Consider the following 26,021-nt stretch of genomic DNA (forward strand, 5'->3'; position numbering starts at 1 on the left):
ATGGACGAAATTGTAAAACATATCAATGATACTAATGCCAGTTATCGACCATTGGGAGCTGGCGATGCCAAGAATACAGACTTATTCTTAGACAATGAGCATTACCAACTCTTTGAGAGTAATGGCGAGCATATAACTGTAAGATACCACAAGGAGAATCTTGCAAAAGCGATATTGTTTATTGCCTCTATCTTGCCAAGAAAATTTGACCAATCATCTGTACATTGTGTGATTCCATATACCAAGGAGTTTGTCGTCAATCAACTGGCTTTACTTGATGCTTTGTTTGTTGAAGACGGAAAATCAGTAGAGACAATTACCCAAGAGTGGAATGCTCGTAAGGATGTGCCTCAAAAAAATGGGAAGATAGATACTCGTTTCTACTTTAATGGCTTGTTGAAGGATGTAATTTATACAGATAGCAAAGGTAACGAGTGCAAAGGAAAATTTACCATACGTAATTACTTTGCAGGTGGTTATTCTGAATTACATATCAAAAAGGCTAATGATGGTATTTTTGACATCGAGATTACAAATGTAAATACACCATATAATGATGGAAAGGAAGATGGATTGGAAGAAAAAGAAGTGATGGCTAAACCTTCTTTGTCTTTGCAGCAAATCTTTTATGGTGCACCTGGTACAGGAAAGTCGCATACAATTAAGGAGGAAACAAAGGAGTCGGATGTAATTCGTACAACTTTCCATCCAGACACTGACTACTCAACTTTTGTTGGGGCATACAAACCAACAACGGCATTACTACCTATTTGTGATGAACTCGGACAACCAATGAAAATTGGTGCGACAACATTACATAAGGAGCAAATTGTCTATGAGTTTGTGGCACAATCATTTCTGCAAGCATACGTCAATGCTTGGAAAAAATTCGACAAGGACGATAAACAGTACCTTGTCATAGAAGAAATCAACAGAGGTAACTGTGCTCAAATCTTTGGCGACCTGTTCCAACTTCTCGACCGTAATGATTATGGTTTTTCTGATTATCCTATAAAAGCAGATGCTGATATGAAGCGACAACTTCAAAAAGCATTTGCAGGATTGGCTATTGCGCAAAAAGACAAAATTAATGCCATGTATGAAGGCAAGGATATTGTATCACAAGTGTTGAATGGCGATATTCTACTATTGCCTAACAACCTTTACATATGGGCTACCATGAACACAAGCGACCAGAGTTTGTTCCCAATAGACTCTGCTTTCAAACGTCGCTGGGATTGGACTTATATGCCTATATCTAATGCAGAAAAGGACTGGATTATAGAAGTTGATGGAAGCAAATATGATTGGTGGCAGTTCCTTGAAAAGATAAACGAGAAAATTGGTTCCACAACCAATTTTGAGGATAAGAAACTCGGCTATTTCTTCTGCAAAGCACAAGATGGTGTTATATCGGCAAAGACATTTGTCGGTAAGGTTATCTTTTATCTGTGGAACGATGTGTTTAAGGACTATGAGTTTGGTGATGCTATTTTCAATGATGAGGATGGTAGCAAGTTATCTTTCGATAAATTCTATACCTCAGAAGGGAAGAATTCAAAAGTAGTAGAAGAGAAGGTTGCTTTATTCTTTAAAAACCTTGGGCTCATACCAATAGAAATCTCTAAAGAGGAAAGTGAAATAGAAGATGAGGACGGTAATACACCAGAATCAAACAGCAGAAACTATGACAAGTTTACTGTAAATGATGGCGCAGAATGTGCCAAAAATAAATTGGCTATAGAATGTATAAAAGAATATATTAAGTTAAATCCAGACATTACAGCCCAAGAGGTTTATGAAAAATGGACTTCATTAGGCAGTATTGTGCCTCATTTCATAGAGACTAAGGAACAATTTGATTCACGTACAGATAACAGTAAGCGTTCTGATGCTGTAGATTGTTATGGAATACCTATTTATGTTGCTCGTAATGGATACGGCAGCAATGGTAAAGCAGATATTCTCATGAAATTAGTAAATGAGAAAAATTGGGGTATTACTATTAAGAAAATCATAAAGTAATGCGCATACTGATAGAAGAATATCCATACAACGTTGCCAATATAAAGAACATTCTCTATGGCATTGATGCTTTGGAGAATGTTGAGGGTAAGGTGTCCGTTCACTATGTGGGGTATTTCTATAATACTCTACTGAAGGATTGTGTCTTTATCCTTCCCAAGGTATTGCTCAAAGATGTGGTGGGGCAAGAACTTGTATTTGGAAAATATAAGCCAGAAAGCATAGCTAACTTGGATGAGAACAATCCTCTTGACGCTGTTGAGAGAAATTTTCTCTACAAGTTTGCAGTTTGGATTTATCGTGCCATTGTGGTTTACAAGAACGACAAACGCAACGATACCGATATTGTATATCATTCGCAAATAGCCCAAGTTGGTAATGGGCAGCGCAGATTGAGCAATACTTATCTTGATATTCTTCTGTCGTTGTTACAATTCAATCGTAACAACCAAAGTTTCTTCTTTTTCATTGTGAAGAACTTACATAGTGGCTTGAATAAAATCAATTGGACTCGAACCATCGGAACGCAAGCAGCCATTGTGCAAGATGGACGACCTATATACTTGAATCCTGTTAACAAAAAACGACAAATCAACTTTGATGAAGAACTGCTCGTTATCTTCTTCTCAATTTTGAATTATATAGGTGAGACTTATGGCTTTCCAAAAGAAATCTGTTGCCAGTTTCAGTTGATAACGGGAAAGAAGTTTGAGACGTACTTGAATGGTTTCGGCAAAACTCGTTTGCGCCAAATTAAGTACAAATATTTCTCTGACAAAGCACTACAACTGTGGCAATTGTGCTATGCCTTCTTTGATGAAGCAAGGCAAGTGTTCATCACGACAGAGCAGAAAGAATACCTGTTGGTCAAGAATTTCTATATTGTGTTCGAGGCTATCATAGACGAACTGATTGGTGATAATCCATTGCCAGATGGTATGGAGAAAAAGCAAGAGGATGGAAAAATCGTTGACCACTTATTTACAGCCAAAAGTTTGATTGAAAGCGAGAACAAGCAGACCTATTATATAGGTGACAGCAAGTATTACAAGATGGGGCATGAACTCGGCTCTGAATCCATCTACAAGCAATACACCTACGCAAGAAATGTCATTCAATGGAATCTTGACATTTTCAATAATGGTAATACAACGGAGTCGGGCATTCGTATTCGTGATGATGTGACGGAAGGATATAATATCATTCCGAACTTCTTCGTGTCAGCAAAAATGGACGAAAGTTTTGACTATACGAATGATGGTATCGAAAAAACAGATCGCAAGAAGAACCGTCACAAACAAATACAATTCAACAACCGCTTGTTTGACCGCGACACCTTGCTTCTGTTCCATTATGATGTAAACTTTCTTTTTGTCCTGTCGCTCTATGCAAGAAATAACACGGATCAAAAGACGCAATGGAAGCATAACATTCGTGAGCGTTTTCGCACAGAAATACAAGAATGGCTACAAAAGGATTACGACTTCTATGCAATGAAGGCACATCCCGATGTAAATGGAGAAGAATACATCAAGACACATTTCAAAGAGTTGCTTGGCAAGGTCTATACTCCATTTACGGACGAAAAAGTCTATTCTTTAGCATTAGACACAACAACAGATGCAAACAAGGCGGAGAATGAACAACTGCTAAGTGTATTGAAGAAATATTTCTTTGTAGCAGATTGCAAACTTGGTGAGCAGCCCAATCAAGTCCTTCAAAAACCAATATCTGAGGGCTATTCACCTATCACTGCCACAACAAAGAATGGTGTATTGATGGTAATGATGGAAAACTACGAAGGAAAGAAACTAAAGTTCCTACCAACAGGAAAACTTGCAGTTGGTATCAAATACACAAGAGACGGCATAGAAATTGCCGAGAACTTACAATCCATTGGATATGTATTGTTCCATACTCGTAAGGATATCGGTCAGCACCTTTTCCGTGTGAAGAGCGTTCAACTCATAAAGTCCGTGGACGACTTGCCTGTTGGAATATACAAGAATGTCAGCACAACGGAAATGTATGTCGTGGTTGATATTGATACATCCTATGAAATGGATTCATCTGAGATACATTCTTCGAAGAAGGCATATACTCCTAATACGAGATATGATGCACAATATTCAAACAAAAACGATATTAAAAATTAAGATTAGCAATTATGGCAAAGTATACACATGAACAACTATGCTTGTTTGCGCAACCCGCAAGTGAAACTGAAGAGACAAAACTTGAACGAGCTATAGAAGCCGTAAAACGTGCTCTTGGCAATAGCGACATTATACTATCTGACAAATATGAAATTTTTGGTCAAGGGTCTTACGCAAATAATACAAATGTTCGTAATAACAGCGACGTTGACATTAACGTTTGCTATACTGCAGCCTATTATTACGAACTTCCAAAGGGTAAGACTAAAGATGATTATGGTTTCAGTGGTAATGTTCAATATTCTTACTCTGAATTCAAAAATGATATTGAAAGGATGCTTGTTGCTTATTTCGGAAGGAACAATGTTATAAGAAAAAACAAATGTATTCACATTCAAGAAAACACCTATCGGACAGAAATAGATGTTGTTCCGACATGGGAACATAGAACGTATATAGGAGAAAATAACGACCCATATAATTTTTATAGAGGAGTTAAACTCTGGTCTGATGATGGGGAAGAAGTGATTAATTATCCCAAACAACACAAAAATAATGGCATTAATAAGAATACAAATACCCAAAAACGATATAAAAGATTGGTGCGTATTTTAAAAAATATCAATATTAAGATGGCGGATTCTGGTTTTTATAAAAATATTAATATCACATCATTTCTGATAGAATGCCTTATGTACAATTATCCAAACAATGCTTTAGCAACAAGCATATATGATTGGAATTCAATCTTACAGGATGTAATCCGTTACTTTTGGAATAAGACAAGAGAAGATTGTTATGATTGGTATCAGTTCTTAGAAAACTCAGAATTTCTGTACCTTATGATTAAACATAAATGGGACAGATCCGATGTTCATGAATTTATGACAAAGTTGTGGATTTTTTTAGAGTATTAAAATGATAAGAATAAATACAAAAGGATTCATATGGGCTTCTGTAATTATTATAATAGCCTCTTATTTAATCATAAGCAAGCTGTTTCATAGCTCATTATTTGGTGATATTTCCAAGACGGTTTCTATCTTCGTCTTTGTTTTCTTTGTTTATTCAAAATGGTTATGGAAGAAAAGTCCATTTATTAAACTTCTTCCTTTTCCATATCTTGGTGGTATTTGGCAAGGTGAATTAAAAAGTACATACGAGGACGATATGACTATAAAACTGCGTGTTGAAATAAAACATAGTCTGTTTCATCCATATCTCAAGATGTATACAGATGAAAGTCATAGTATTAGTAATAGTTTTTCATTCAATATTGACGAGGACAAAGGGATACGACAAATTATATATACATATCAAAATAATCCCAAAGCTACCGAACGCCATCATAGTTCAATCCATTATGGAGCTGCCGTTTTGAATTTCAATGAAAAAGGAAATTTTATGGAAGGTAATTATTGGACGGACAGAAAAACTACAGGTACAATAGAATTAACAAAGATAAATAAACATGGTGCAAGATATACATAAACTTTTATCTGAAGGTGAGCGCGTAACGCTCGAATGTAAGAAAGCCACGAAAGGTGTGCCAAATTCACTTTGGGACACTTATTCCGCTTTTGCCAACACATACGGCGGAACCATTCTGTTGGGTGTGGTAGAGCATATGGACGAGCAAGACAATACCAAGCGGTTTGAAATCGTTGGTGTTGAGGATGCAGACAAAATCCGCAAGGACTTGTGGAATACTGTAAATAGTCGTGAGAAAGTGAATATCAATCTTCTGTACGACGATGACATTCAGACGATAGATATTGACGGCAAGAAGATTATTGCCATCAACGTGCCTCGTGCCGATTATACAGTCCGTCCTGTCTATATCAACAACAATCTGTCAAGAGGAACTTTCAAACGCAACCATGAAGGCGACTATCATTGTACGGAGCAAGAGTTGAAGATGATGCTCCGTGATGCCAATGAAGCTGGCAATGACGGATTGTTGCTGGAATACTACACAATGGACGACATCGATATTCCAACATTGGAACGCTTCCGTCAGATGTTTCAGAACTTGCATCCAGAGCATCAATGGAACTCGGCAGAACATAAGGAGTTTCTAACGAACTTTGGAGGTTATACACGAGACCGAAGGACAGGACAGGAAAAGAAGGACTGACTAGGGCTGGACTTTTAATGTTTGGCAAAGGATTGTCCGTCCGTGAGCGTTTCGACAATCTGCGAATGGACTACATTGATAAATCCAATTTGATAGGCGACCAACGCTATAGCGACCGATTGACATACGATGGGACTTGGGAAAACAACCTGTTCAACTTTATTCGCATGGTCATTCCGAAACTGACACGTGATTTGCCTCACCCTTTCAGTATGGACGGTGTAGTGCGCAAAGACGATACGCTTCAAGCCAAAGCTGTGCGTGAAGCCGTTACAAATATGGTTATTCATTCCGATTTTATGGTGAATGGAGTGCTGAAAGTTGAAAAGTATGACGATTGTTTTGTTCTGACCAATCCAGGACTTCTGAAACTGCCTATTGAGCAGATTTACAAAGGTAGCGAGTCAAAGGCACGTAATCAGCGTATGCAGAATATGTTCCGCATGATAGGCTATGGCGAGAACCTTGGCTCGGGTTTTCCACTCATTCTAAACGCACGGAATGAAAAGCATTGGATAAAGCCAGAGTTATTGGAACAGCCAGAACTTATGCAAGTAAAATTGACATTACATATTCAAAACGATGTTTCATATAGTTCATCGAATGGCCCAATAAATGACCCAATAAACTTGACCGAGAGACAGAAAATGATTTTGCGGATGTTCTCAGAAGAAAAGAAACTAAGCAGAGAAAGGCTTTGCGAGAAAACAGGATTGTCAGATGCCACTGCCAAGCGTGAAATAGCATTTCTTAAAAAGACTGGTTATTTGGAGCGTGTCGGCAGTCTTAAAACAGGGCATTGGATTGTTATTTCAAAATAATGGGTTGTAGGAGCAAACATTATACTACGACTCAAATGTTGTTGAGTATCCTTTGGTAAGCATTGGCAAAAAAGATCTGGATTTCGGTTCAGAATTCTATCTATTACCTTTGTTTGAGCAAGTATCAATTTGATTATTCGTACAAAACTAAGGAAGAATATTTACAATGATGTAAAAAGCAGGCTGTAAGGCACAAAGGAAAAGACAACGCTGGTGTGTGGGCGGTGCTTGAAAAGGCAAAAAGTAAAGATTGAAAGAGGCCTTCTCCAGAAAGAGAATATAGACTGACAAAATTACAACAAATAACAAGGATAATACACTTTCAATAGGAAGGAGCAATTATGCCGTGTTCAAATACTGCGACAACGTGTCGCAGTATTTGAATACGGCACTTGAACACTATGTGTTGCAAAGACATTCTAAATATTCTTTAGTTTTGCCCCAATACATGTGTCCGTTATAAGAAATGCGATAAATACAAAGTTTTGAAACAAAATTAGCCCGATTCCTTGGTGATTTGTGAAATATACTGGTTTGGGCCTTTGAAACGGAAAGTATGACCTATAAATACGGTAACCAAATTACCGAACTCAACCAAGTTCCTACAACAGGCTTCCAGGGTACTTCTCAGTACGTATCTTCAGCCATTCCGTATGCCCGCAAAACTTCGGATAATGCCGACAAAACCATGTATCATAACTTTGGTGTGTGGGGAGCTATCGGCATAGAGTATTTTGTGTCACGTTCTATCTCTCTCGGAGCTGAAATGAATCTTTCTGCTCTTTACGCCTACAAAGGTGACCACAGCACAAAGTATGAGGGTTACAATGTACACACACAGCAGGTTGAGGAGTATGTTGATGTGAAAGAGCCCTCGTCGAGCGCATTTGAGTTCGGCACAAAGAATATTGGCGCCAATATCTCTTTGACGTTCTACTTCTAACACGACACCCGTCTGAGAAACATCAAGGCCGAGTTTGAACATCACAATGTTCAGACTCGGCCTTTTCGTATAATAGAAGCAGAGACTATTTATTCATCAACGACTTTACAACCTCGTAAGCCAGTTCCACTCTGTCCTCCAGGTCGATGCCCTGTTCGGTTTGAGGAATAGGCTTCTCCATGTCGATGGTTTCAGATGTGTGGCCTTGCTCGTCCGGAGTTTGATGACAAATATATAGTTTGTCGTCTGTGAAGTAAAGATATTTATCAGCAAAAGTCAACTTCAACACGCTGCCATCACCTGAATAAGCATACTCGCCAAGACTGATACCAAGATCGGGGAAATCGCACAGGAGCCGGTCGTTGAGAGCCTTTAAGAAGATGTTGTAGTTGCGGCCGCTAATGCTCTTTTCGGTCCACATCATAAGTATGGAGTAGCCCCGTTTCTCGTGTTGTGAATCCTCCTCCCAGAAGTACATGCCGTAGCGCTCGGGACGCATGGCGTCGTACTTTACAAGATAGTGACGCCAATCGTACTCACGCGTCTCGCGTAAATAGCGGTCAATGACAGACTGTAGCATATCGTTGGTGAAATGCTGGCTCTGAGAGAGCAATGCCAGGAGAATGTCCCTCTTAGGCGCGATGCCTTGCTGGCTGGTGCTAAAGATGGCTCTCCACGACGAGTCGAAATCGGCCGAGCCCGAGCCTATCTGAAAACGGTTATTAACGAGCAAAGCGTAATCGCCTATGCTGAGGAGGGCGCGGTTGACAAGCGAATGGTCGCAGGCAAACAACGAGTAAAAGCGATCAGTGAAATCGATGTGGTCGAGCCCTATCACGCGAATGGCGCCTTGCAGCAATGGGTGGTTCTCCAATCGGCATAACGTGTCGGCCTTGTCGGCGTGCGTTTGCAGCCATGCAGCCTTTTCGTGCTCCTCGGCAAGCTGGTTGGCATTGAAGCTCAGATAACCTTCTTCAACATCGCCATGGGTGAGGATATATTCCGTCTGGCAGAGCAGGTTGGGCATATTGTCTTCGCGCAATTCGTATTCCGACTGCTTTATCAAATTGGTGATGATGCGAATGCGGCGTGCAAACTGTGTGTCGCTTATCGTCTCCTTGTGTTGCAAATAATAAAGGAAGGCATAAAGCATGACACTGCGCCCAATAGGGAACAGACGGGTGCGGCCATTCATGTCGCCATACGTGTAACAAGCCTGGGCAAACACGTTGACGGGGGCTGCCACTACACATTTTTGCGGGTCTGATGCCGTCGGGGTGGTGGTGAGGTAGGTATTGAACAGATGCTCTATGTCGACATGCAACCAGCAGTCGAAACCCCGCTCAATGAACTCTAAATGTTCGGGAGCCTTTTCAGAGTCCCTGAATAGGTCCTCGACAATAGACAGTATATCTGAAGAGTTCTTTTTCAACTCTTCGTCTTTATAATAAATGATGTCTGTAAGGAAACGTAAGTAGCGTATGAATTTGTCGTCCACCACATCGTCGGCCGAAGAGCCGGTTTGCCCATTACGGTAGGGCCACAGCAAATCTGTCCAGTCAAGGTCCATCTTCTGCTCTATCCGGTGTTGTAACTGCTCAGCATCTTGCTGCGGCATAATGCTTGGACTGATGGCCCTGATACTTGCTTCCCACTCAGCCTTAACATTCTCAAACTCGGTAAGGGGTTTGCCTCTTGAGTTCATTTTGATGTAAAGATCGTCGGTGGCACCGAGTTGCTTGATAGGAAGGAAATAGAAGGAGATGCACCCATTCTCAAGACAGGACCAAAGATTGTTACAAGAGTTATTGAACATAACATGTATGTAGTCAATCATTCTCAGCATGGCGCTGATGGTGGGATCGTTTTCCCAGTCAAGCGGCATCCAGCTTTGGTCTGTGATTTCGTCTGAAAGTCTGTCGCGGTTGAAATCGGGCTGGTAGTCGGGCGACACCAGGCGCTTGCAAAATTCGCGTGCACTGTAGCGTGTGGCGTAAGAGAATTTGGTAAGGAAGGCCAGCTTGTCCTCGCTCACACCCTCACGACGGGCAATGTACCAGTGTAGCAGGAAGAGGGTTGTCAACCGCTGCTGTCCGTCGAGCGGAATGAGCGTGCGGTTATTGTCAATTTCGCCATAAACGAAATCGAGCGTGATAGGTTCATTATTTATGAGTGCCTTTTTCAGCGCGCCAACAAAACGTGTGCGAATGTAATTTACCTTAGACATATCACGTCCCTGGGCATAATCGCGTTGAATGAGTGGAATTTCTATACCATTCAAAGCCTCGCCCCCACCCTCTGTGCCACGAAACAGGTCGATAAATGTATATTTCTTAGAATCTATAGTGTTCATCATGCGTTAAATTTTATAAGATCATAATAGGGTGCTATCACGTGCTGTATGGCTTGCAAATAAGCCTCTCTGTCCTTCTGCCCCCAAAAATGCACTTGTACATCAGACGAGTTTTCATAATATTTCAAGAAAGTCATCTTGGTGCAGTAAGGTATGAACTCGCCCCTTTTGTCCATTTTGATAATCAAATTGCGCTTTACATCGAATGTGGAGTTGCTCAAACAGGTGTTATGGCCACAAGAGAGCAGGGCCAGGTTGGGGAGTGTATTGATATAATCCGTATCGGTAGTATCAGACAGATCGTTTACCACGCGGCGGAAGATGTCATCGAAGTCAGATCGTATAAAGCGGCCACTTTGTCTTATACCATCAATGACTTTTTCCACGTCTCTAACAAGCTCGTTGTCGGGCTCGTCACGATGAATAGCTTTCAATGATGGCAAATGCCACTCCAGCCACTCCAGCTGAAGATCTACAGTTTTCAGTCCCTCAGAGTTCTGTGCATGAATGTGCTCTATGCTCCATTCCTCGTTATTATATTCATTAAAGGGGAAACGCTGTCGCACGCAATACGATATAATAGATTGTACATTAAATAGCAGGAGTATGCGGCATATCCGGTTATAATCCTTGTGGTAGTCTAAATCCCAATAACTGTCTTTGTCGTTTGTGCGCCATGTAATGGATTCTGCAATCAACTCGTCTAACCGATCCTTAAACTCGCTCTTGCGTTTGCCACGTGCCTCGTCAAACAAATCGGCCATTGTATTACTGCCCGAAGCTATCAGATAGCCAATCTTGTGGTAGTACACATTGTCCTTGTACCACTCTTTCAGCTGCAAGAACCCGTTGATTACCTCTTGCCACACGCTGTCCCTGTCTGAATGTTTCAAGCGCTTCTCCATTTTGAAGAATGTGAAGAGGGGGTCCTTCTCTGCATCTTGCTTGTGACACATGAGGTCGAACAAGATGTCTATTCTGGTAGGATAATCCTCTGCACGCTTACGCGTGATAAAAGCCCAAAAGGCACCATCGTCATCACGTAATTGTTTCTCGATGTCGTCCCATTGAATAGCAATTTCGTACTTTCTGCGGTTCTCCATGCCATTGGGCGTATCCGAAAGGAAGAGCGCACGTATCAGTTCGGCATTGGTCAGCTGTATTTTGCCTATATTCAATCGCGTAAAGAGCGCTATGGGGTCGGCCTCAGCACCCACTTCGTACCATATCACCTTTACACTTTCGTTGACGTAGTTACAGAGTTTGTACAGAGCAGAACTCTGGCTGTACGTGTCATCAGGAAAAGTCTCCTCCAGCCAGTCCTTAATGGTAGTATATGCCTGATAGATGTGGAAAAAATCTATATTAGTTTGGGCCAGCTGCGGGTCCATATTATCAAGAAAGGCTTGCGTCTTCTTCCTTGTTTCATACTCAAAACTAAATTCGGGTTTAACGAATTTGAAGAAGTTCTGCTCGACATAACGCAGCAGAATGTAAATGGTAGTGAGTCGTTGCTGCCCATCAATCAGGTCGTACTGCAACTCGCCTTTTTTCTGCACCACAACGGGCTGCAAACAATAATCTTTTTCCTGTCCGTTTGCCTCCATGCACTGATAGAGGTCGTTGAGGAGCGTTTTAACTTGCGTCCGTTCCCATCTGTATCCGCGCTGATAGGCAGGAATGTGGAATGTGCCGCGTATGTCTTTGATAGGCTTGGCTTCTAATATTACGTAGTTTTCCATGTCATGTTATTTATTTGTAGTTATTGTATTCAGGCAGGCACTTTAACATAATAAGCAGAATGGCGGAATGTCTGAAAAGGCTATGCAAACTTACCTGTAAACTTGTCAACTTGTTTACTAATTTCGCCAACGCATATATAATAGTACTTTGTGCTCAGAATTATAAAAAAACAAGTAAAAAATTTAAGTGCTCAAAGTTTCGGATCTTGAAAGTACATATAAAAAGTGTTTGAGAGAAGAATGAGGAAAGTTTACTGGTTATCAGTTACTTTCCTCATTTGTGTTAAAAGTGGCGAGGACAGACGAAGACGGGAATACGACAAGTTGAGACAGAGGAACGTTACCTATCCGTAACCTATACCCCAAATGGGGAATGTTGAGGTTCGGAAGAATAAGGAAGGTTACGAATTGATTTTGAATACTCTGATTTATAGTGAGTTACTGATGAGTAACGTAAGTTTTTTGGTTACGAACCAATTTTGCCGTGTTCTGCCGTGAAATGCGTAGCAAGAAAAGACTCTTCATGTATTAATTTTGAACGCAAAAAAGAATGACGTTATGAAGAGTACATTTTCAATTATCTTCTACCTCAAAAGACAGGTAGTAAAGAAAGATGGTACAGTTCCAGTTATGGGACGTATCACAGTGGACGGAACACAGGCGCAGTTCAGTTGCAAGACAACTGCCAATCCAGATTTGTGGGACACCAAGGGCGGACGCATGATAGGTAAGAGTATGCAGGCCTTGGAAGTGAACCGCAAATTGGACAAGATGCGTGTGAGTATCAGTAAGCATTATCAGGAGATTATGGACAGGGACAACTTCGTCACTGCCGACAAGGTGAAGAACGCCTTTCTTGGCTTGGAGTATCGTTGCCATACACTGATGAAAGTCTATTCTCAAAGCCGTGATGAAATGGAAAAGCAATATAAGGCTGGCATGAAGGCTTTGAGTACATACACGAAGTATAGAATCGGGTGTGCCTATGTGGGCGAGTTCTTGCAGACGCATTACCATGTGAAGGATATTGCTCTAAAAGAGTTATCGCTGCCTTTTATCACAGACTACGAGACTTTTCTCAGAACCGACAAGCACTTGAAGATAAACTCTGCGATGGTGTTTGTCCGCAATCTCCGTGCAATGGTATTCCGTGCCATAGATAATGAATGGCTCGTAAAAGACCCATTCAGACGATATGAGTACAAGGAAGAAGAGACCACAAGAGAGTTTCTGAGCAAAGAAGAGATTCATCTGTTGATGGAGACACCTATCACAAGAAAGAAGATGAGCATGGTGCGTGACTTGTTCCTGTTCTGTTGTTTTACAGGTCTCGCTTTCATTGATCTGTACAACTTGAAGGAAGAGAACATCAAGGAATTTTTCGATGAAGGTGAATGGATCGTTATCCATCGACAGAAGACAGGAACGGAAGCCAACATCAAGTTGCTTGACTATCCCAAGCAAATTATGGAAAAATACCGTGGATTGTGTGAAGACGGCAGGGTGTTTCCAGTACCCAACTACCAAAGTTGTATGGATTCGCTCAAAAGACTGGGCAAAAAATGTGGTATCACCAAGCCGCTGTCCTGGCACGTGGCCCGTCATTCGTTCGCAACCTCGGTTTGCCTCTCCAACGGAGTTCCAATAGAAACCGTGAGTTCAATGCTTGGTCACAAGAACATAAAGACAACCCAGGTGTATGCCAAGATTACCAAAGAAAAATTGAGCAAAGACGTGGAAAAGTTGTCTCAGCAAATTAATAACATTGAGGAATTCACGTTTGGAAATGTTTGCAACGATAATACTAACACTATAAATGGCAGAGTATGAAACGACAAGTGATAACAATACAAGAAGATATGGTCATCTACGCCCCACATCATGGTGAGGTGTGGATGACAGTTTGGGAGATTGCCGAACTGTTGAATGTAACAGGGACAGCAGTGAAGAATACCATCAAGCGCATTTGGAAACAAAGTGTGCTGAAAGATTTCCAGCATTCTCAATACATCAAACTTGAAAATGGATATTCTGCGCATGTCTATGATATGGAAGTGATTATCGCCATAGCACTTCAAATGGACACATACCAAGCCTTGTTGTTCAGACAATGGTTTATCAGTAAGGTTGTGAACCGCAAGGATTGCCAAGCAGAGCAAGTAAAACACGAGCATCCGATGATTATTGTGATGAACGGAACGACACCAAGAGGTGCAAGTTAGAATCTCTCATCTTTTAATAAGATTCCTACACCTTTATAATATAATAGCGTACAGGGGGAACGATTTTTGTCGTTGTACCCTGTACGCTATTTTTGTTTCGCTATTATGAAGCAGTATCCTCCCCTTGTGAAACAGTGCCGTCGATTATCGGCTTGCGGTAATTACCAGTGAGGAGTGCTTGTATCTCGGATTCCGGATAGAGGGTTTTGCCACATAATATAATGTAGGGCAAGATGCCTTGTTTGCGATATTCCTGCAAGGTACGGCGACTAAGCTTCAGGAGCTCGGAGAGTTCCTTGTCGGTGAGGTATCGCTCCCCGTCCAAAGGTGGGCTGTAGGACTCGATGAATGAAGATAGCCAGTTGGTGGCTTTCTTCAAGGATTGCATGGCGGTGTCTATCGACTTGCTCTCATGCGTAAGAAGTTGGTTCATGTTCATTGTTTACAATTTGGATTAAGTGGTGAATATAAAATGTGTTGGCTCGCCCAGGGTGAAGTTTTCGGCTTTGCCTTGGGCGAGTTTGGCTTTACGCTATACCGATTTGATTCTGGCAATAAGCGGAACAATGGCTTTGACCTCTTCGGGGCAGTAATAGAATTGGCGACCTATCTGGGTATGACCCAAGAAACGGCGGTCACGAAGTTTTTGTAAGGTGCGCTGGCTGATGCGAAGTTGCTGGCAGACCTCATGACCTGTAAGCCATTTGTTCAGACGCTTGCCGTTAGCCTTATGCTTCAGCAACTCAACTTTCTTTACCAAGGCATCGTATCTTGCCATCATCAAGTCGAATGCCTTCTTTTCCATTGTTACTACTTCCATATTCTCTGTTTTATTGGTTCAACAAATTCGGGTGCAAAGTTAATGTGTGCATGTTGAAAAACAATGAAAATGAATAACTGTGGCAGTGCTTTTCTGGGGTTTGCCGACCGCTTGGCAAGAAAAATCAAGAAAATTATACGTGGGTCATTAATGAGTTGTTAAACGGGTATTTCGCAAATGGTTAATTTTGCCGCCGAGAAATCAAAACAACGAATTATAGAACATTTCAAACGGAATTAGAATGGAAGTAATAACAATGGAAAGTGCAGCCTTCAAAAAGCTGACAGAACAGTTGACAGAAATAGTCCAGTACGCGCGATTGGCAAAAATGGCATTTCAAGAGAACTTGACTGGTAAGGGATTGAAGCCGATGTTGACCAATGACGATGCAGCTAAGATGCTTGGTGTGAGCAAGCGCACCTTGCAGCGAATGCGCTCGGAGAACCGCATTGATTTTATTAAAATTGGCAATCAATGCCGATACCAAGTTGAAGCCATAGAAAGAATGGTTGAGGAACGAACAATAACAAAGGAAACATGAGCATGGAAGATGGAACATTGAGAAAACTGGAGTTATATCTCCATGACCTACACAAAAAGATAGACGGCATCTACGACATGCTGATGTTGAGACACGAACGAGAGACGGAGCAAAAAGGAAGTTCTGCCATCAATGAAAAATTGCTCGACAACCAAGACCTCTGCCTCTTATTTCAAATCTCCCCTCGTTCCCTTCAACGCTATCGCAGTCTGGGAGTGCTTCCCTACAAGCGTTTGGGGCAGAAAACATACTACACGGAAGAGGATGTGATGCAGTTTGTAGAGAATAATGTCAAAGAATTCAAGAAAGAGAATGTGGAGCATTACTTGACTCGCATTCATCAGAAATTCAAATAACAACAGTATTCACCATTAAAAATTTACAATTATGGTACAAAAGAAAAAGAGTGATGAACAGGACGTGCTGGTAGTCCGTGACGAGAAGACGGGCGAGATCAGCGTCGTCGCCGGACTCAGCAGAGACGGCACACCGAAGCGAGCACCAGCCAAGGCGGAGAACACGTCCGACTTCCTGCGTTTTGACCGCAACAGTGACTTGATGGACAGTTTCTTTAGAAACTTCTTCCGCCAGTGCAAGGAGCCAAGCCGATTCGGATTCTACCGCATAGCGGCAGACCAGGTGGAAAACCTGCTTGGCGTGATGAAGGAGTTGCTGAAAGATCCGGAGGCTAACAAGGAGATTCTTTCCGCCCACAAGGTTGACACCTCCAATTATGAGAAAGAGGCAAAGCAATCGGAAGGTCAGGCGAAAGAAACCGCATCATCGGACGATGCGTCCAAAACGCAGGCTAACACAGAAAAGGAGAATGTATCATCTGAACAAACCAACGAAAAAGAGAACGACATGGAACAGAAACCAGAACAGACCGCAACCGAACAGCAGGCACAGACCGCTCCGGGTGTAAAGCAGAACCTCATTAGTGGTAACGATGTGAACCTGCAGGAACTTGGTGCCAAATATGGCATAGACTTCAACAGTATGAATGAGAAGGATATGAAAGCCCTGCTCAACTACGGCAAGACGGGGCTTGTGATTGTGAAGCCGACCTTCGGCGGTGAACAGATAGAGATACAGGCCCGTCTGTCATTCCGCAAGGACGATAACGACCAGTTGCAACTCGTGCCGCATTTCGTGCGCAACGAGCCTAAACTCGATGTAGCTTACAAAGGCTATACCTTCACTCCAGAGGACAAGAAGAATCTGTTGCAGAACGGCAACCTCGGAAAGGTTGTGGATTTCCCCGACAAGAATACAGGTGAGCTGCGTCCTCATTTCATCAGTATCGACCGTCTCACCAATGAGATTGTTGACATCCCTACCAACAAGGTGCGCATACCCGATACCATCGGCAAGACACCTATTACCAAGGACGACAAGAGAGTGCTCTACTCAGGTATTCCGCTTCGCAAGGAGATTGAACTTGCCAACGGGCGCAAGTTCACACCGCTGCTGCAGGTGAATGTGGAACAGCGTGGCGTGGAGTTCGTGCCTGGCAGCACAAGACAGGCGCAAGGTCAGAAACAGAATGGAGACAAGAAGCAGACCGCTGACAAGCAGGAGCAGAAGGCAGAAGGTGATGCGGGCGGTCAGAAGAAGCAGCAAGATCCCAACCACTGGCTCAATGAGGACGGGACCATCCGCCGACTCAACACCTATTTCAAGAAGGAACTGACCGAGCAGCAGAAGGACGACTATGTGGCAGGCAAGACCATCGAGATCAAGGAAGTGCCCAACAAGAACGGCAGCGGTACCTATACCGCTTATGTGAAGTTCGACTTCAACAAGATGCAGCCACGTTCCTACCGCAACAACCCCGACCTAAAGCAGGCAAAGGAACAGATTCCGACCAATGAGAACAAGGTACAAGTCGCCGTCAACGAGCAGGGCAAGACCCATGAGGCGACCAAGCACACCAAGGAGCCGCTGAGTCCGGGACAGTCTGCGCCAAAGAACGAAAAGCAGCAGAAGGAACAGAACGCCGAGGAACAGAAGCCAAAGAGAAAGGCAAGAAGCGTGAAGATGTAGTTGCCGCCACTTGATCCACAGAGTTAATCATCCATCATAACAACCGACATCTGCGACCGTCTATCCCATGGTTGCGGATGTCACAAAAACAACAGACAATGAAGACAATCATCGCAGAGAAACCAAGTGTAGCCAAGGAAATCGCCCACATTGTAGGAGCTGACAAGCGTGAGGAAGGCTATATGCAGGGCAATGGCTATTATGTGACATGGGCATTCGGACATTTAGTGCAGCCTGCCATGCCGGAAACCTACGGCATGAAGGGATTCCATGCAGAGAATCTGCCTGTGATTCCCGACCCGTTCGTTCTTGTTCCCCGACAAGTCAAGACTGAGAACGGCTACAAACCAGATGCAGGTGTGCTTGCCCAGATTAAAATTATCGGCAAGCTGTTTGACAGCAGTGAGCGCATTATCGTAGCAACCGATGCCGGACGTGAGGGAGAGTTGATTTTCCGATACCTCTATGCGTATCTCGGTTGCAGGAAGCCTTTCGACCGTCTCTGGATCAGTTCGCTTACGGACACCGCCATCCGTGAGGGACTTCAGAACCTCACGGACGGCAAGGAGTATGACAATCTCTATCATGCAGCCAAGGCACGAAGTGAGGCAGACTGGCTCGTCGGCATCAACGGCACACAAGCCCTGACGATAGCTGCAGGACGTGGCACCTATTCCGTAGGTCGTGTGCAGACCCCGACCCTTGGCATGGTGTGCGAACGCTATTGGGAACACAAGCGTTTCGAGTCGAAACCGTTCTGGCAGGTACACTTCGGTGTGGTTGATGCAGACAGTGGCAATATACTGAAGTTCACATCAGTCAACCGCTGGACAGACAAAGCTACCGCAACCGATATATATAATAAGGTGAAAGAAACAGGTTCTGTCATCATCACAAAGATCGCAACCAGGCGAAAGGTGGAGAAGGCACCGCTCCTTTACGACCTCACCACCTTGCAGAAAGAAGCCAATTCCCAGCATGGCTTCACGGCAGAGCATACACTCTCCATCGCCCAGAAACTCTACGAGGCAAAGTTCATCACCTATCCAAGAACATCAAGCCGCTATATTTCGGATGATGTATTTGCCACCCTTCCCAAACTCTTCAAGAATCTGGAGAATCATTCGGAATATGGAGAAAAAGTGAAACTCTTGCCTGGCAGTGAGGACTACTGCAAGAACAGCGTGAATGCCGCCAAGGTGACCGATCACCATGCCCTGCTCATCACAGAAAATGCAGCCATTGGTCTTTTCAAGGACGAGAAGATCGTTTATGACATGATATTGTGCCGGATGATTGAAGCGTTCTCGGCAGACTGCATCAAGGACATCACATCCGTATCGGCGCAAGTGGATCATGAAGTCGAATTTGGCATCAGTGGCTCCATCATCCGACAGACTGGCTGGCGAGCGTTGTCGCTCAAGGAAAAGAACAAAAGGCAGGACAAGGATGCAGACGCAACAGACAATGAGGTCAAGGAGCAATTCATTCCCAACTGGCAAGAAGGACAGCATATCACTCTTTCTGGCTGCACCATCACGGAGGGCAAGACCAAACCGAAGCCATTGCATACGGAATCCACATTGCTTGCAGCAATGGAGACCGCAGGCAAAGAGATAGAAGATGATACGATGCGCCAGGCAATGAAGGACAGCGGTATTGGCACACCTGCCACACGTGCCGCCATCATCGAGACCTTGCTCAAACGAGAGTATATGGTGCGCCAGCAGAAGAAACTTGTGCCGACGGAAAAAGGACTCGCCCTGCATTCCGTGGTGAAGAACATGGCGATTGCCAATGTGGAGATGACGGGCAAATGGGAGGCGGAACTTGCCAAGATTGAACGAGGTGAAGCAAGTGCAGACGGGTTCACCCATAGTATCGAAGGTTATACCCGTGAAATCACTGCGGAGCTGTTAGGTTGTGACAGACTTTTCAGCCACAAGGATTCCGGCTGCCAGTGTCCTAAATGCAAGCAAGGTACCATGCAGTTCTTCGGAAAGGTAGTAAGATGCAGCAACAAGGAGTGCGGTATGCCAGTGTTCAAGCAGGTAGCAGGAAAGTTGCTCACTGATGCCGACATCACCGACTTGCTTACCAAGGGCAAGACCAGAACGCTCAATGGTTTTATCAGTAAGCAAGGCAAACCTTTCTCCGCAGCCATAGCCTTTGACGAGAATTTCAACACGAAATTCGTCTTTGCAGAGCGCAAAACAGCAGAAAAGCGAGGAAATGTGAAGAGATACAAGAAATAGTTTGTATCTTTGCCACCGAAACATGGTTCATAAATGGTGTCTTGATTCAGGATGCTTTTATTTACTGTGGATTAAGTGGCGGCACTCGGAGGGATACCGAGTGCCTTTTTCTTGCTTTCAACAAACATCAACCGCCATCCACGGTTTATTATTCACCACTTAATCCATTCAACAGACAAATGAACAGAAAGAAACAGGCACAGACAGAACTGTCCTATTACGGACTGTACCTCTTGAACCACCTCAGAGAGAACCGTTTTCCACAAGCCAACGATGCGGACTTTATCCGCGAACGTGCTGACCATGCCGCAGAAGTATATGAGCAGGCACGGCGTGATGCCCTCTTTGCCGATGCGGCACAAGAGCTTGCCATGTCAGCATTGCTGAAAGGTCTCCGCTTTTCCAAGTACAGCATCCTGTACGATGTAGTTGACCGTGAGTTTCCCCTGGAGGTAGCAGTAGAAGACCAGGAAGCGTTTGTCAAGAACCTCCTGTCTCTGGTTGACAACGTGTATTCCATTTACGACCTCACCGATGACGATTTTGCCCAGTCACCGGACTACGACCAGCTCTATACAGAGTTGACTGGAGCCGTAGCCCTTTTCATAGAGTCAAATGGCGTACAATAGAAAACAACGGCTGAACGACAACATCAAGGCGATAGAGACAGCATTCATCCTTGACAGGGAACAGCGCACGCCGACTGCCCGTGAGCGTCTCCTTCTGGAGCGTTACTGCGGATTCGGTGGATTGAAGTGCATCCTGAACCCTGCCAGGGAACTGGCGGATGCCGTCCATTGGGCAAAGTCAGACCTTGAATTGTTTGCTCCAACAGTGGAGCTGCATAGACTTATCCGTGAAAACAGCAAGAATGAAAGCGAGTACAAACAGTTGATGGACAGTCTGAAACAGTCTGTCCTCACGGCATTCTACACGCCGTCAGCCGTTACGGAGGCTCTGGCGGATGTGTTGAAAGAGCATCAGATTATCCCCGAAAAGGTGCTTGAACCCTCGGCAGGCATCGGTGCCTTTGTCGATTCCGTCTTGGATAACAATTCCAAGGCAGACATTATGGCATTTGAAAAAGACCTGCTTACGGGAAAGATACTCCGCCATCTGCACCCGGAGCAGAAAGTGCGCATAGAGGGATTCGAGAAGATAGAAAAGCCTTTCAATGACTACTTCGACCTCGCCATCTCAAATATTCCCTTTGGCGATGTTGCCGTATTTGATCCGTCTTATACAGCCATGAAAGGCATGAGGGCACTTGTCACCAGACGCATACACAACTACTTCTTTGTCAAGGCTCTTGATACGGTAAGGGATGGTGGGTTGGTTGCCTTCATCACCTCACAAGGCGTATTGAATGCCAAAAATAACAGTGCCGCGCGTTTTATGATGCTCTATCATGCTGATCTCGTGTCAGCGATTCGTCTTCCCAACAACCTGTTCACGGAAAATGCCAATACGGAAGTGGGCAGTGACCTCATCATTCTGCAGAAAAATACCCAAAAGGAGTCGCTGCGAGGAGACGACAACCTGCTTGATACTGTCTATAATGACGAGAACCGCATTCCGACAAACAACTACTTTCTGGAGCATCCGGAACGCATTATCCATACAACAGCAAAGTTGGATACTGACCCGTTCGGCAAGCCTGCAATGATATACACGCATGAGGATGGTGTGGAAGGCATTGCAGAGGATTTGCGAAAGATGCTCCATGAAGACTTTAAGAAGAACCTCAATTTGAACCGATACTTGGGGATAGAGGAAACAAAGGCAGAGGAAGTTAAGGAGGTTAAAGAAACAGAAAAGATAGAAAAAACAGAGAAGATAAAGCCTTCCATTGAGGAAAAGCAGAACGCTACGGTAGTATCCTTGCAAAAGCAGGAAAAGCCTACTGATGATGCAGAGCTATCCCAAAAGTTCAATCATCAGCAACCGCCAGTCCAAATGACTCTGTTTGACCTTTGGGGAATGGAAGAAGAAAAACGTCTGATTGTCCATTCTACGAAGAAGAAAGCAGAGGTAACAGTGGGTGCTGCCGCCAAGAAAGTGTCAAGGAAGAGAGCAAGTCCGTTGGTAAAAAGCGTAAATCCGACTTTTGAAGTTGTGACAAAGCCTGTGGAAAAAGAAGAAAAGCCTTCGTTGACAGATGCAAAAGAGCAGGAAACAGCACAGGAGACAAAACCAATCCTGTCTGGGGATGAGCCATACGCAAGCATCTCTTGGGAAGAGAATCCGCCAATCAACGGCTTTTACGAGATGATGATGACCATGGCTCCCGAAGACAGGGTGCTGCTGCGCCAAAAGGCGGAACTGCACCGTCAGGAACAACTCAAGGCTTTGGGCGTTGAAGATACGCTTGATCCGAAGTTCAAGCCGCCGATGGAGCCGATAGAAGTTCTTAAAGTTCAAATCGGGCATGAGCAGTCGAAAGGGAATGAGGCAAAAGAAGATTCCAAGACTCAGAACACATTGAAAGAAACAGATCATGAGCGGGAACAACAAAAAGAGCAAGAAAGAAAGCGAGAAGAGCTGGCAAAGAAGAAAGAGGATGCTATGAAGCCCCGTCCATTTGATGAGAAACTGGATTGTTTTCATCGTGAGGGTTCTATGGTGCTCGACTCTGCCAGAAACGTCGGTGTATTGAAAGACCTTACCAAGTATGGTGCTACCTTCATGCCGTTGGATCTGAATATGGAGCAGAAAGAAAAGGCAGTCTTGTATATCGCCCTCCGTGATGCCTATCAGAAACTTTACACCTATGAAGCGGAAGAACAGACGGAAAACAAGCAGATGCGTGAGAGTCTGAATGTCTATTATGACGCTTTCTTCATCCGCTTCGGCAACCTCAATGCCAAGCAGAACGTGAAGTTCATCCTCATGGATGCCTCAGGGCGCGACATGCTGTCGTTGGAACGGGTAGAAAACGGACAGTTCACAAAGTCAGACATCTTCGACCACCCGGTCTCTTTTTCGCTTGACGAGGTCAGTCATGTGGATTCTCCAGAGGAAGCGCTCACCGCCTCACTCAACAAGTTCGGCCGTATCGACTTGCCGTATATGACAGAATTATCGGATATGCCGGAACCGGAACTGACGGAAGCGCTTAAAGGGCGCATCTATTACAATCCGCTCATAGACGGCTACGAGATAGCCGACCGCTTCATTGCTGGCAATGTCATAGAGAAAGCGGAGCGTATAGAAGAATGGCTGAAGGAAAATCCAGACCATGCAATCGTGAGGGAGTCGTTGGAAGCCTTGAAGGCAAGCATTCCCGAACCGATAGCCTTTGAGGACCTGGACTTCAACTTCGGTGAGCGTTGGATACCTACAGGTGTGTATTCCGCTTACATGAGCCACCTATTCAATACACAGGTCAGCATCGTCTATTCCGACAGCATGGACGAATATTCGGCAAAATGCAGTATGAAGACCATGGCCATCACGGATGAGTATATGGTGAAGGGATATTACCGCCACTATGACGGCATGAGTCTTCTGAAACATGCCCTGCACAACACCTGTCCCGACATGATGAAGAGCATCGGTGAGGATGAACACGGCAACGACATCAAGGTGCGTGACAGCGAGGGCATACAGCTCGCCAATGCCAAGATTGACGAAATCCGCAACGGGTTCACTGAATGGCTGGAGGAGCAGTCTGACTCTTTTAAGGAACGCTTGACCACAATGTACAACCGGAAGTTTAACTGCTTCGTGCGTCCGAAGTATGACGGTTCTCACCAGACCTTCCCCGGCTTGGACTTGAAAGCCCTTGGCGGAAAGTATGGTGTCAAGAGTGTGTACCCAAGTCAGAAGGACTGTGTATGGATGCTTTTGCAGAACGGCGGCGGGATATGTGATCACGAGGTCGGTACTGGCAAAACCCTCATCATGTGCATGGCTGCGCATGAGATGAAACGCCTCGGTATGGCTCACAAGCCGATGATTATCGGACTAAAAGCCAATGTGGCGGAGATAGCCGCCACCTATCAGACAGCTTATCCCCATGCGAGGATACTCTATGCCTCGGAGAAGGACTTTTCCACCAAGAACCGTGTCAGTTTCTTCAACAACATCAAGAACAACGACTATGACTGTGTAATCATGTCGCATGACCAGTTCGGGAAGATACCGCAATCGCCAGAACTCCAACGGCAGATACTGCAGGCGGAGCTTGATACCGTGGAGGAAAACTTGGAGGTGATACGTACGCAGGGCAAAGACGTGTCGAGGGGAATGCTCAAAGGCTTGGAAAAGCGGAAGCAGAATCTGGAGGTGAAGTTGCAGAAGATAGCCTACAGCATCGAGCAGCGCACCGATGATGTAGTGGATTTCCGCATGATGGGCATCGACCACTTGTTTGTGGACGAGAGCCACCAGTTCAAGAACCTCATGTTCAACACCCGTCACGACCGTGTGGCAGGACTTGGCAACAGCGAGGGAAGCCAGAAGGCACTCAACATGCTCTTTGCTATCCGTACCATACAGGAGCGGACAGGCAGAGATCTTGGAGCGACATTCCTGTCGGGAACAACCATCAGTAACTCACTGACTGAGTTGTATCTGCTCTTCAAGTACCTGCGCCCCAAGGAACTGGAGCTTCAGGACATCCGCTGTTTCGATGCGTGGGCGGCAATCTTCGCCAAGAAAACTACCGACTTCGAGTTTAACGTCACCAACAACATCGTACAGAAGGAACGTTTCCGATACTTCATCAAGGTACCGGAGCTTGCTGCTTTCTACAACGAGATAACCGACTATCGCACGGCGGAGGCAGTTGGTGTGGACAGACCACAGAAGAACGAGATTCTTCATAACATACCACCGACACCCGAGCAGGAGGACTTCATCCAAAAGCTGATGGAGTTTGCCAAGACGGGTGATGCCACCATCCTCGGCAGACTGCCACTGTCAGAAACGGAAGAGAAGGCAAAGATGCTCATAGCCACGGACTATGCCCGAAAGATGGCTCTCGACATGCGCATGATAGACCCGACTTGTGAGGACCATCCCGACAACAAGGCGAGCCATTGTGCCAAGATGATAGCCGACTACTATCACCGTTACGACGGTCATAAGGGCACGCAGTTCGTGTTCTCAGACTTGGGAACATATCGACCGGGCGAATGGAACGTGTATTCTGAAATCAAGCGTAAGCTGATAGAGGATTACGGCATACCGTCGTCTGAAATCCGCTTCATTCAGGAGTGCAAGAACGAGAGGGCAAGAAAGGCGGTGATAGCAGCCATGAACGAGGGTTCGGTACGAGTATTGTTCGGCTCCACATCTATGTTAGGTACAGGCGTAAATGCACAAAAAAGGTGTGTTGCTATTCATCATTTGGACACACCGTGGGTGCGACATGAAGTCGCATAGATAATTGTTGGAATGATACTTTAAGTATCAGTTTTAACCCGCTGTTCCGTCAGCGGTAGCCTACCGACCGATGCACCTTAATGTTGTATTAAGCGGTCGGGACAAAGTACGCTTTCACAAGACAAGACAGAACCGTGAGGGGAAGTCAAGTATGGTTAGTATCATACCGTAGAGTGGCGAGGCTGGATAGTATGGTTAGCGTAAGCGAACTGTTAGTAAACTTCGTAATGTCGTAAAAGAGTGCAAGATACTGATACACTCTACCCAAAATGGGATGCGGTCAGATAATCCTCTCCATGGTAGGATTACACGGATGTAAAGACCGTCGGAGGATGAGACAGGACCTAACCTATCCGTTAGTTATCTATGTGGAACATGGTAAGCCTGTACATCTCCTGTCAGACAAAAGACAGGTAAGCTGAAAGTAATGGATGCTGAATGATGTGCAGGTATAAGATAACAGAGAAAGCGAATGCCGTTCTGTAATGGGACGGATAGGGTTTGAGCCACTTATCACGAGTTGACAAGGGACAACATCAACCTACCACGAAAGTGGGCAGACTTCTGTGGTA

General features: G+C 44.5%; 18 protein-coding genes and 2 pseudogenes. 16 read left to right on the top strand and 4 right to left on the bottom strand.

Going from position 1 to position 26,021, the window contains the following annotated elements; all coding sequences use genetic code 11:
* The 7 genes from BQ5453_RS04675 to BQ5453_RS04700 all read left to right on the top strand — a co-directional run bounded on the left by BQ5453_RS04675 (nt 1) and on the right by BQ5453_RS04700 (nt 8,082).
* Nucleotides 1-2,025, top strand: coding sequence for an AAA family ATPase (locus BQ5453_RS04675; protein WP_071122332.1), 2,025 nt, complete (start codon nt 1-3; stop codon nt 2,023-2,025).
* Nucleotides 2,025-4,181 carry an LlaJI family restriction endonuclease gene (locus tag BQ5453_RS04680; protein ID WP_071122333.1) on the top strand — a complete coding sequence of 719 codons (2,157 nt, stop codon included), beginning with the start codon at nt 2,025-2,027 and terminating at the stop codon, nt 4,179-4,181. Before BQ5453_RS04675 ends, BQ5453_RS04680 begins: the two co-directional genes overlap by 1 nt.
* A gap of 11 nt (nt 4,182-4,192) precedes the next feature.
* Entirely contained in the window at nt 4,193-5,098 is a 906-nt protein-coding gene (locus BQ5453_RS04685) for a nucleotidyltransferase domain-containing protein (protein WP_071122334.1), read from the top strand.
* A gap of 1 nt (nt 5,099) precedes the next feature.
* The gene (locus BQ5453_RS04690) at nt 5,100-5,672 is read left to right on the top strand and encodes a Cap15 family cyclic dinucleotide receptor domain-containing protein (RefSeq protein ID WP_071122335.1); all 573 of its coding nucleotides are present in this window, start codon (nt 5,100-5,102) and stop codon (nt 5,670-5,672) included.
* Nucleotides 5,653-6,318: an AlbA family DNA-binding domain-containing protein gene (locus BQ5453_RS14520; RefSeq protein WP_235860028.1), complete on the top strand. Its 666-nt coding sequence runs from the start codon at nt 5,653-5,655 to the stop codon at nt 6,316-6,318. The genes BQ5453_RS04690 and BQ5453_RS14520 overlap by 20 nt, the downstream gene beginning before the upstream one ends.
* 65 nt (nt 6,319-6,383) lie before the next feature.
* Nucleotides 6,384-7,139, top strand: a complete 756-nt coding sequence (locus BQ5453_RS14525; protein ID WP_235860029.1) for an ATP-binding protein — start codon at nt 6,384-6,386, stop codon at nt 7,137-7,139.
* Between the two features lie 556 nt (nt 7,140-7,695).
* Complete coding sequence (locus tag BQ5453_RS04700) at nt 7,696-8,082, top strand: hypothetical protein (RefSeq protein ID WP_071122336.1); 387 nt, start codon at nt 7,696-7,698, stop codon at nt 8,080-8,082.
* A gap of 85 nt (nt 8,083-8,167) precedes the next feature.
* Here BQ5453_RS04700 and BQ5453_RS04705 read toward each other — a convergent pair whose 3' ends face one another.
* Both BQ5453_RS04705 and BQ5453_RS04710 read right to left on the bottom strand, forming a co-directional pair.
* Nucleotides 8,168-10,438, bottom strand: coding sequence for a DUF262 domain-containing protein (locus BQ5453_RS04705; protein WP_071122337.1), 2,271 nt, complete (start codon nt 10,436-10,438; stop codon nt 8,168-8,170).
* Nucleotides 10,435-12,177, bottom strand: a complete 1,743-nt coding sequence (locus BQ5453_RS04710; protein ID WP_071122338.1) for a DUF262 domain-containing protein — start codon at nt 12,175-12,177, stop codon at nt 10,435-10,437. The genes BQ5453_RS04705 and BQ5453_RS04710 overlap by 4 nt, the downstream gene beginning before the upstream one ends.
* Nucleotides 12,178-12,735: 558 nt before the next feature.
* On the opposite strand from BQ5453_RS04710, the gene BQ5453_RS04715 reads away from it, so the two are divergent.
* The gene (locus BQ5453_RS04715; RefSeq protein WP_071122339.1) at nt 12,736-14,007 is read left to right on the top strand and encodes a site-specific integrase; all 1,272 of its coding nucleotides are present in this window, start codon (nt 12,736-12,738) and stop codon (nt 14,005-14,007) included.
* 8 nt (nt 14,008-14,015) lie between these two features.
* Nucleotides 14,016-14,399 carry a virulence RhuM family protein gene (locus BQ5453_RS04720; protein WP_235860030.1) on the top strand — a complete coding sequence of 128 codons (384 nt, stop codon included), beginning with the start codon at nt 14,016-14,018 and terminating at the stop codon, nt 14,397-14,399.
* A 103-nt stretch (nt 14,400-14,502) separates the two neighbouring features.
* Here BQ5453_RS04720 and BQ5453_RS04725 read toward each other — a convergent pair whose 3' ends face one another.
* Together BQ5453_RS04725 and BQ5453_RS04730 are read right to left on the bottom strand one after the other, a co-directional pair.
* The gene (locus tag BQ5453_RS04725; RefSeq protein WP_071122341.1) at nt 14,503-14,838 is read right to left on the bottom strand and encodes a helix-turn-helix domain-containing protein; all 336 of its coding nucleotides are present in this window, start codon (nt 14,836-14,838) and stop codon (nt 14,503-14,505) included.
* A gap of 93 nt (nt 14,839-14,931) precedes the next feature.
* Complete coding sequence (locus BQ5453_RS04730) at nt 14,932-15,219, bottom strand: helix-turn-helix domain-containing protein (protein ID WP_071122342.1); 288 nt, start codon at nt 15,217-15,219, stop codon at nt 14,932-14,934.
* Between the two features lie 241 nt (nt 15,220-15,460).
* Between BQ5453_RS04730 and BQ5453_RS04735 the strand changes: the two genes are divergently transcribed.
* The 7 genes and pseudogenes from BQ5453_RS04735 to BQ5453_RS13710 all read left to right on the top strand — a co-directional run.
* Nucleotides 15,461-15,760 carry a helix-turn-helix domain-containing protein gene (locus BQ5453_RS04735; protein ID WP_071122343.1) on the top strand — a complete coding sequence of 100 codons (300 nt, stop codon included), beginning with the start codon at nt 15,461-15,463 and terminating at the stop codon, nt 15,758-15,760.
* A 77-nt stretch (nt 15,761-15,837) separates the two neighbouring features.
* Nucleotides 15,838-16,116, top strand: a complete 279-nt coding sequence (locus BQ5453_RS04740) for a helix-turn-helix domain-containing protein (RefSeq protein WP_081978971.1) — start codon at nt 15,838-15,840, stop codon at nt 16,114-16,116.
* Nucleotides 16,117-16,147: 31 nt separating this feature from the next.
* Nucleotides 16,148-17,806, top strand: coding sequence for a DUF3945 domain-containing protein (locus tag BQ5453_RS04745; RefSeq protein ID WP_071122344.1), 1,659 nt, complete (start codon nt 16,148-16,150; stop codon nt 17,804-17,806).
* Between the two features lie 98 nt (nt 17,807-17,904).
* Nucleotides 17,905-20,061 (top strand): type IA DNA topoisomerase, encoded by a 2,157-nt coding sequence (locus BQ5453_RS04750; RefSeq protein WP_071122419.1) that lies wholly within the window; start codon nt 17,905-17,907, stop codon nt 20,059-20,061.
* 179 nt (nt 20,062-20,240) lie between these two features.
* Nucleotides 20,241-20,690 (top strand): DUF1896 family protein, encoded by a 450-nt coding sequence (locus BQ5453_RS04755; protein ID WP_071122345.1) that lies wholly within the window; start codon nt 20,241-20,243, stop codon nt 20,688-20,690.
* Nucleotides 20,677-21,577, top strand: a pseudogene (locus BQ5453_RS14750) (N-6 DNA methylase); the annotation flags it as partial. The gene BQ5453_RS04755 and the pseudogene BQ5453_RS14750, both read left to right, overlap by 14 nt.
* Nucleotides 21,578-21,642: 65 nt before the next feature.
* A pseudogene (locus tag BQ5453_RS13710) lies at nt 21,643-25,428 on the top strand (DNA methylase); the annotation flags it as partial.
* Nucleotides 25,429-26,021 lie beyond the last annotated feature (593 nt).

The organism is Prevotellamassilia timonensis (assembly GCF_900106785.1).
GTDB classification, from domain to species: Bacteria; Bacteroidota; Bacteroidia; order Bacteroidales; family Bacteroidaceae; genus Alloprevotella; species Alloprevotella timonensis.